The 7,872-nt window shown below is 40.2% G+C and carries 10 protein-coding genes; 3 read left to right on the top strand and 7 right to left on the bottom strand.

Annotated features, from left to right (window positions below; genetic code table 11):
- Positions 1-138 precede the first annotated feature (138 nt).
- The 6 genes from ADI58_RS05695 to ADI58_RS05670 form a co-directional block, all read right to left on the bottom strand.
- A complete protein-coding gene (locus ADI58_RS05695) occupies positions 139-1,299 on the bottom strand; it encodes an ABC transporter substrate-binding protein (RefSeq protein WP_000726119.1) in 1,161 nt (386 codons plus the stop codon).
- 78 nt (positions 1,300-1,377) lie between these two features.
- The gene (locus tag ADI58_RS05690; protein WP_049521808.1) at positions 1,378-1,653 is read right to left on the bottom strand and encodes a YlbG family protein; all 276 of its coding nucleotides are present in this window, start codon (positions 1,651-1,653) and stop codon (positions 1,378-1,380) included.
- Between the two features lie 78 nt (positions 1,654-1,731).
- On the bottom strand, positions 1,732-2,322 hold the full coding sequence (gene clpP, locus ADI58_RS05685) for an ATP-dependent Clp protease proteolytic subunit ClpP (RefSeq protein ID WP_049521807.1): 591 nt from the start codon (positions 2,320-2,322) through the stop codon (positions 1,732-1,734).
- A gap of 172 nt (positions 2,323-2,494) precedes the next feature.
- Positions 2,495-3,124, bottom strand: a complete 630-nt coding sequence (upp, locus tag ADI58_RS05680; protein WP_000515974.1) for a uracil phosphoribosyltransferase — start codon at positions 3,122-3,124, stop codon at positions 2,495-2,497.
- Between the two features lie 88 nt (positions 3,125-3,212).
- Positions 3,213-3,680 (bottom strand): deoxycytidylate deaminase, encoded by a 468-nt coding sequence (locus ADI58_RS05675; RefSeq protein ID WP_000136973.1) that lies wholly within the window; start codon positions 3,678-3,680, stop codon positions 3,213-3,215.
- A gap of 18 nt (positions 3,681-3,698) precedes the next feature.
- Positions 3,699-4,256 carry a TetR/AcrR family transcriptional regulator gene (locus ADI58_RS05670; RefSeq protein WP_000004136.1) on the bottom strand — a complete coding sequence of 186 codons (558 nt, stop codon included), beginning with the start codon at positions 4,254-4,256 and terminating at the stop codon, positions 3,699-3,701.
- Between the two features lie 124 nt (positions 4,257-4,380).
- On the opposite strand from ADI58_RS05670, the gene ADI58_RS05665 reads away from it, so the two are divergent.
- Genes ADI58_RS05665 through ADI58_RS05655 form a run of 3 tightly spaced genes read left to right on the top strand, consistent with a single transcriptional unit; the run spans position 4,381 to position 7,027 of the window.
- Positions 4,381-5,226: a DegV family protein gene (locus ADI58_RS05665; RefSeq protein WP_049521806.1), complete on the top strand. Its 846-nt coding sequence runs from the start codon at positions 4,381-4,383 to the stop codon at positions 5,224-5,226.
- 58 nt (positions 5,227-5,284) lie between these two features.
- Positions 5,285-6,457, top strand: a complete 1,173-nt coding sequence (gene aao, locus ADI58_RS05660; protein WP_049521805.1) for an aminoacetone oxidase — start codon at positions 5,285-5,287, stop codon at positions 6,455-6,457.
- 48 nt (positions 6,458-6,505) lie between these two features.
- Positions 6,506-7,027: a DUF1697 domain-containing protein gene (locus ADI58_RS05655; RefSeq protein WP_049521804.1), complete on the top strand. Its 522-nt coding sequence runs from the start codon at positions 6,506-6,508 to the stop codon at positions 7,025-7,027.
- Between the two features lie 41 nt (positions 7,028-7,068).
- Here the strand turns inward: ADI58_RS05655 and ADI58_RS05650 are convergent, their stop codons facing one another.
- On the bottom strand, positions 7,069-7,809 hold the full coding sequence (locus ADI58_RS05650) for a MerR family transcriptional regulator (protein ID WP_049521803.1): 741 nt from the start codon (positions 7,807-7,809) through the stop codon (positions 7,069-7,071).
- Between the last annotated feature and the right edge of the window lie 63 nt (positions 7,810-7,872).

Here is a 7,872-nt window from a genome sequence, read left to right as displayed (position 1 = left end):
AACTAGGAAACTAGCCGCAGGCTGTACTTGAGTACGACAAGGCGACGTTGACGCAGTTTGAATTTGATTTTCAAAGAGTATTAAACATCGAAACAGGGAGTGAGTCAGAGGCTCATTCCCTATTTCAACATTTTTCTATTATGGTTTTACAACTTCTGCTGCTTCAACCTTACCATTGTTCATGGTCATCATGTAAGCAGTTTTGACTGTGTTGTGGTCTGCATCAAAGCTTGTTTGACCAGTTACACCTTCAAAGTCTTTTGTTTTAGCAAGGTTATCCTTGATTTCACCAGAGTTTTTAGCACCTTTTGCTGCGTTTGCTACAAGGTGAACTGAGTCATAAGCCAAGGCTGCAAATGTTGAAGGCTCTTCATTGTACTTAGCACGGTATGCGTCAAGGAAGGCTTTTGCTTTAGCTGAAACTTCTACAGTAGTTGAGAAGCCTGAGATAAAGTAGATGTTTGATGCTTTTTCAGCAGTTGCTTGTTGTACAAACTCTTCACCGTTGAATCCATCACCACCAACAATTGGTTTGTCAATTCCCATACCACGCGCTTGGTTTACAATTTTACCAGCTTCAGTGTAGTAACCAGGGACGATGATAGCATCAAAGTCTTTCCCTTTCATTTTTGTAAGGGCTGCTTGGAAGTCTGTGTCACCTGCTACGAAAGTTTCATCTGCAACGATTTCACCTTTATAAGCTTCACGGAAGGCTTTGGCAATACCTTTAGCATAGTCGCTGGCATTGTCAGTGTAAAGAACAACTTTCTTAGCTTGCAATTTTTCAGAAACATAGTTTGAGATAATTTTTCCTTGGAAGCTATCTTGGAAAGTTCCGATAAAGAGGTAATCTTGACCTTTAGTCAATCCATCTTGCGTCGCACTTGGTGAAATCAATGGAACACCTGCTTTTGTAGCGTTCGCTACCGCAGCTGCAGTTGCACCAGATGTCGCAGGTCCTACGATTGCTGATACTTTAGATTGGGTTACAAGGTTAGTTGTTACTGAAGCCGCCTCAGCTGTTTCAGACTTGTTATCTTTATCAACTACTTCGATTTGTTTTCCATCGATACCACCTGCAGCATTGATTTCATCAACAGCAAGTTGGGCACCTTTTTGTTCAGATGTACCGTAGGCTGCTACGGCACCAGTTTCTTCAAAGTTAAATCCGATTTTGATTGTCTTTTCCTCTACTGAGTTACCAGCAGCGTTTGACGCTCCAGACTTCACTTCTCCACAGGCTGCAAGAAGTGCTACACTTGCAAGCGCCACAAACGATAGGGCAAATTTTTTCTTCATCTTTTTTGTCTCCTTATTTCTTAAATAAATAGCATGTTAAGAATATACCGAATTATCAGAAAATTGTCAACACTTTTCTTAAACTTTTTCGATGATAACGTTTTCCTCTCGATGAAGATTGCCCACAAAGGGTGTTTCCAGCTCTTGGATATGACAAACTCTGACTTTTTTTATAAACTTTTCCTTGCCCAAGCGCCCGACCAATTGCTCCACTTCTTGAGTTGGAACATAGAGTTGTAAGTAACGATGTTTCTTGGAATGATAGGTAATATCTCCATAATCCTGCAGTTTTTTGGCATCACGATTATAGTAAAGATAGATAATCAAGCCAGATCGATTGACTTTTTCAAACATGATAAATCCTCTTTCTAAGAAATCTCTCCCTATTATACCAAAAAAAGCAAACCCAGTCGAGTTTGCCTTCTATCATCATTAATTCAATGAATTGTTGGCCATGATTTCATCAATAAAGCCATATTCAAGTGTTTCTTGAGAACTCATCCAGTTATCGCGTTCTGCATCTGCATGGACTCTTTCGATTGACTGACCTGAATTTTCAGCCAAGATTTTTTCCAAGGTATGACGAGTTTTAAGCAAATGTTCTGCAGCGATCGCCATATCGGTTTGTTGGGTACCACCACCTGTACCGCCCATTGGTTGGTGGATCATGTATTCAGCATTTGGAAGCATGAAACGTTTGCCTTTTGCTCCACTTGATGCGATGACAGTCCCCATAGATGCAGCCATTCCCATAACGATTGTTTGGACATCAGCCTTAATAAAGTTCATAGTATCAACGATTGCCAAACCAGCTGAAACGGAACCACCAGGTGTATTGACATAAAGGTAAATATCTTTTGTACTATCTTGGGCATCCAAGAAAAGCAATTGGGCAATAACAGAGTTAGCCATATTGTCTTCAACTGGACCTGTCAGCATAATGATGCGGTCTTTAAGAAGACGTGAGTATATATCGTAAGAACGTTCTCCACGGCTTGTTTGTTCAATAACTACAGGAATCATTCATTTCTCCTTTTGAATTTTAATTTTGTTGGTCAAATGACTGAAGATAAGACTATTATAATATCTTGGTCAAAAAAGGTCAAATTTTTGCTCTGTTTTCATCAGCCAGAAACAAAAATTCAACCTCCTTTCGTGACTGGAAATCCTTTTCCAAGTCAATCTCTTTTTAATTTTATTTTGTACCGAACAAGCGGTCCCCAGCATCTCCAAGACCTGGAACGATATAACCGTGTTCGTTCAAGCGTTCATCCAAGGCTGCTGTAAAGATTTCTACATCTGGATGAGCTTCTTGAAGGGCTTTTACACCTTCTGGAGCAGATACAAGGCAGACAAATTTGATATTTGATGCGCCACGTTTTTTAAGAGAATCAACAGCCAAGATTGCTGAGCCACCTGTTGCCAACATTGGGTCTACAACAAAAATTTGACGTTGGTCAATATCTTCAGGCAATTTCACCAAGTACTCAACTGGTTGAAGTGTTTCTTCATCACGGTACATACCGATGTGACCAACCTTAGCAGCTGGAACCAAGCTCAAGAGTCCATCAACCATCCCGATACCTGCACGCAAGATTGGAACGATGGCCAATTTCTTACCTGCCAATTGTTTTTGAACTGTTTTTGTGATTGGTGTTTCGATTTCCACATCTTCTAGTGGAAGATCACGAAGTACTTCATACCCCATCAACATTGCAATCTCATCTACTAGCTCACGAAAAGCTTTTGTAGAAGTATCTGTACGACGCAAGATTGACAATTTGTGTTGAATCAGTGGATGATTAATAACTTCAATTTTTCCCATTTTTGGAATTCCTTCTTTCAATTTATTCTTCTTATTATACCAAAAAACGGTTTAAAAATCTTTCTAAACCATTTATTTTTGATAATTTTTACATTAGATCTGCTTCTTTAAGAGCGGCCTGTACTGTCTCAAGTGGTAAATGAGTCAATTCTGTTCCCTTTTCTTGATAAAGGTATTGGGCGTAGTCGTCCATTCGGTACTGGTTGATATAAACCACACGCTTACAACCGACCTGAAGCAATTGTTTGGTACAATTCAGACAAGGAAAATGGGTTACATAGGCTGTAAAGCCTTTAGGAACACCACGTTCTGCACCTTGAAGGATAGCATTGACCTCAGCGTGAAGGGTGCGAACACAGTGGCCTTCAATGACCAGACATTCGTGGTCAATACAATGCTCGGTACCTGACACCGAACCATTGTAACCAGTGGAAATAACCTTATTATCCTTAACCAGAATCGCACCCACTTTGGCACGTTTACAAGTGGAACGATTGGCAATTAGTAGGGCTTGGGCTGCAAAATACTCATCCCATGCTAGTCTTTTTTCAGTCATCTCTTTTCTCCTTTTTCTCTATTTTTTAAAAAATGGTAACCGTAAATCCGCAATCTTTTCAGCAGGTACCTTCATGCCATCCTTGATCCATTTTAAAAGGACTGAGACGATGGCTGAGCTCCAAAAGGAATGAAGATAAGAGCTGACACCTTTTGATTTCCCATGGTATTTTTCTAGAAATTCCTGCATGGCTTGGACAAAGATTTTTTCCAGATGGTAATCTAAGGCCAATTGAATCACTCTGGCTTCCTTTCTGGCCTCTCGGAAAAGATGAACCCAGACCAGATAAAGGTCTGTCTTTAAATCATAATGGTGCAGTTGTTCCATGATGTTGTGGACAGTTCGTTTAAAGACGCTTTCTAAAATCTCCTCTTTGGAATCATAATTGCGATAAAAGGCCGCACGAGAAACGCCTGCACGTTTGACCAATTCAGAAATACTAATCTTGGTCAAGTCCTTTTTTTCCAAGAGCTGCAAGAGGGCTGTTTCGATGGCTTCTCTAGTTAATAAATTGGATTCTTGGTTTGATTTTCTGAGATTTTCAAGAGACTTTTCAGAGATTCTACGTTCAGACATAACATTTTCTTTCTACTTGTCACAACAGACGGATGAGGCTTTTGTTTCAAGGGCTTTCATGATATAATTGTAAAAAAAGACAGAACCTTTGTCAATGTATAACTGACAAAGATGGAGAATTTCTATGACTTGGAAGATTATTGCTGACTCTGGTTGTGATTATCGTCAGCTGGCAACACCAGCTATTGACACGACCTTTGTAAGTGTCCCCTTAACCATTCAAGTAGCTGATCAGGTCTTTGTTGATGATGCCAGTCTTGACATTGACCAAATGATGGAAACCATGTATGCAACTGCAGAAGCTTCAAAATCAGCTTGTCCAAGCCCAGATGATTATTTGCGAGCATTTGAAGGAGCCAAAAACATTTTTCTAGTAACCATCACAGGTACTCTTTCTGGAAGCCACAATAGTGCTCAACTAGCCAAGAATATTTATCTGGAAGAACATCCTGACACTAAGATTCATGTAATTGATAGTTTGTCTGCTGGTGGTGAGATTGACCTACTCGTAGAAAAATTGAATGACTTGATTGACCAGGGCTTATCTTTTGAAGAAGTGGTTGAAGCTATCACCGCCTATCAAGAAAAAACCAAGTTGCTCTTTGTCCTAGCCAAAGTCGATAACTTGGTAAAAAACGGCCGTTTGAGCAAGCTTATCGGTACAGTCGTTGGCCTTCTCAACATCCGTATGGTCGGAGAAGCTAGTGAAACTGGAACCCTTGAATTGCTACAAAAAGCAAGAGGAGCAAAGAAATCGATTCAGGCAGCCTATGATGAGTTAGTAAAAGCAGGATATGCTGGTGGTCGTATTGTCATGGCTCAACGCAATAACGAGAAATGTTGCCAACAGCTTTCAGAGCGAATTCGTGAAAATTTCCCACAGGCGGATATTAAAATTCTCCCAACCTCTGGCCTCTGCAGTTTCTATGCAGAAGATGGCGGTTTGCTGATGGGATATGAAATTGATTAATTGCATTCTTGACAAGAGGTGACCATCATCTCTTGTTTTTTTGTGGTACAATAGAGCTATGAAACATTTTGATACTATCGTCATCGGTGGAGGTCCTGCTGGCATGATGGCTACGATTTCCAGTAGCTTTTATGGTCAAAAAACCCTCCTCATCGAAAAAAATCGGAAACTTGGAAAAAAATTAGCTGGTACTGGTGGGGGACGTTGCAATGTCACCAACAATGGAACTCTAGATGACCTACTAGCTGGAATCCCTGGAAATGGGCGCTTTCTCTACAGTGTCTTCTCCCAGTTTGATAACCATGATATCATTAACTTTTTTACAGAAAATGGTGTTAAACTTAAGGTCGAAGACCACGGCCGCGTCTTTCCGGCCAGCGACAAATCGCGAACCATAATCGAGGCTTTGGAAAAGAAAATCACTGAGCTAGGTGGTCAAGTTGCTACTCAAACAGAAATTGTTTCGGTTAAAAAGATAGACGACCAGTTTATCCTTAAATCAGCTGACCAAATCTTCACTTGTGATAAACTCATTGTCACAACTGGTGGAAAATCCTATCCTTCTACTGGTTCAACTGGTTTTGGTCACGAGATTGCCCGCCATTTTAAGCATACCATCACCGAGCTTGAGGCTGCTGAAAGTCCTTTATTGACAGATTTTCCACACAAGGCCTTGCAAGGAATTTCATTGGACGATGTAACCCTAAGTTATGGTAAGCATGTCATCACTCACGATCTACTCTTTACCCACTTTGGTTTGTCAGGTCCTGCTGCTCTGCGTATGTCTAGCTTTGTCAAAGGCGGCGAAATCCTTTCACTGGATGTTTTGCCTCAACTTTCTGAGAAGGATCTGGCTACATTTCTAGAAGAAAATCGGGAAAAATCCTTGAAAAATGCTTTAAGAACCTTGTTTCCAGAACGCTTGGCAGAATTTTTTGTGCAAGGCTATCCTGAAAAAGTCAAACAGTTGACTGAAAAGGAACGCGAACAACTGCTCCAGTCTATCAAGTCCCTCAAAATCCCTGTGACTAGTAAAATGTCCCTTGCCAAATCCTTTGTTACCAAAGGGGGAGTCAGTCTTAAGGAAATCAATCCTAAAACTCTGGAAAGTAAGCTGGTTCCTGGGCTCCACTTTGCTGGCGAGGTACTGGACATCAACGCCCATACGGGTGGCTTTAACATCACTTCTGCCCTCTGTACCGGCTGGGTGGCAGGATTAAACCCAATCTAAATCTAAATTATTAAATGGCTAAATCAGCCCCAAAAGAAAGGAAGTCCTTTGGAACATATTATCTTGTTAAGGGGAGTTACTCCTAATGGAAAAAATGCTATCCCGAAAATGTCTTATCTAGTAGATATCTTGACAGAAGCTGGTTTTCAACAAGTTCGAACTTATATTCAAAGTGGAAATATTATTCTTGAAAGTGACTTAGATTTAGAAACAATACGAGAACGTGTCCATACTCTAATAAATGAAAATATTGGTGCTGACTTAAAAATAGTAATCAAGAACAAAAGTGATTTTAAAAAAATTGTCCAAGAAAACCCGTTTGGGGAACACTATCTTTATGACCGTATACACGTGATTTTTTATCAAGAATCTATTCAAAGTCTCCCTTTAGAAAAATTGAAAATTGATTACGGTGAAGAAGAAATTTGTATCGGTAACCATTGTCTTTACCTCTATCTCCCTAGAACTGCAAAACAAAAGAAACTCCATACCAACTATCTTGAAAAGCTTTTTAATGTAGATTTGACCATGCGAAAACTAAATGTAGTAGAAAAATTATTAAGCAAGTAGTACTTGAATTTAGTAAAAATCGGAAGAATGCTCCTCCGATTTTATTTTGTCTGAGTTTGGACATAATAGGCAATGACATCTGATGTGTACTGGGCTGTTCCAGGTCCAAATTTGTCAATGTTTTCCTTAAATTCTGGGTTATAGACGTAGCCTTTACCGATATGACCGAATACCTCAATAGAGCAGTCGAATCCATAAGTACGGATGGCTTGCAAGAGTTTAGCAGCTTCTTCTTGGTTTTCTGTTGCTGTTACAGGCAGTCCAGCTTGAAGATTTTGTGACAAGGCTCGAAATACTTGATTGAAGGCAGCCGTAGCTTCGTCTTCGTGACCTTTTTGGCGCTCGAGCGCTTGGTCCATGACTTCTTGGCCATATTTCTCTACCGCCTCTTGGTGGTATTTTTGATGGTCTTGGTAGTTAAATCCAGCAAATTTCTCTTGAATGCTCATTTCTCTTTCTCCTTTTTGTTCTTGAATGGTTTTTTGCAAGGTGGAAATCAAGCTATCCAGATGTTGCCTTTCTCGAGTCAAATAGTCCAACTGCCTGGTCAAATGAGGCAATAAATCTGTCCTTTCTTCCTTTAATAGCTCTGCTATTTTTTCTAAAGAAAAACCTAGATATTTATAGTAAAGAATGACCTGAAGACGTTCCAAATCCTCTTGACTGTAAGTTCGATAGCCGTTTCCTGACTTTAAGGGGACTAAGAGTCCTATCTTATCGTAGTGGTACAGGGTCTTGACAGAGACACCCGAAAGCTGCGCAGCTTCTTTTATATGGTACATGATTTCCTCCTTATACTCAATGAAAATCAAAGAGCAAACTAGGAAGCTAGCCGCAGGCTGTAC

The organism is Streptococcus mitis (assembly GCF_001074635.1).
Lineage (GTDB): Bacteria > Bacillota > Bacilli > Lactobacillales > Streptococcaceae > Streptococcus > Streptococcus mitis_E.
This window is presented reverse-complemented; position numbering and strand designations above follow the sequence as displayed.

Bases quoted from the DNA above. Each gene is read 5' to 3' on its own strand.
- ADI58_RS05695 (WP_000726119.1), bottom strand. From the start codon at position 1,299: ATGAAGAAAAAATTTGCCCTATCGTTTGTGGCGCTTGCAAGTGTAGCA.
- ADI58_RS05690 (WP_049521808.1), bottom strand. From the start codon at position 1,653: ATGTTTGAAAAAGTCAATCGATCTGGCTTGATTATCTATCTTTACTAT.
- clpP (WP_049521807.1), bottom strand. From the start codon at position 2,322: ATGATTCCTGTAGTTATTGAACAAACAAGCCGTGGAGAACGTTCTTAC.
- upp (WP_000515974.1), bottom strand. From the start codon at position 3,124: ATGGGAAAAATTGAAGTTATTAATCATCCACTGATTCAACACAAATTG.
- ADI58_RS05675 (WP_000136973.1), bottom strand. From the start codon at position 3,680: ATGACTGAAAAAAGACTAGCATGGGATGAGTATTTTGCAGCCCAAGCC.
- ADI58_RS05670 (WP_000004136.1), bottom strand. From the start codon at position 4,256: ATGTCTGAACGTAGAATCTCTGAAAAGTCTCTTGAAAATCTCAGAAAA.
- ADI58_RS05665 (WP_049521806.1), top strand. From the start codon at position 4,381: ATGACTTGGAAGATTATTGCTGACTCTGGTTGTGATTATCGTCAGCTG.
- aao (WP_049521805.1), top strand. From the start codon at position 5,285: ATGAAACATTTTGATACTATCGTCATCGGTGGAGGTCCTGCTGGCATG.
- ADI58_RS05650 (WP_049521803.1), bottom strand. From the start codon at position 7,809: ATGTACCATATAAAAGAAGCTGCGCAGCTTTCGGGTGTCTCTGTCAAG.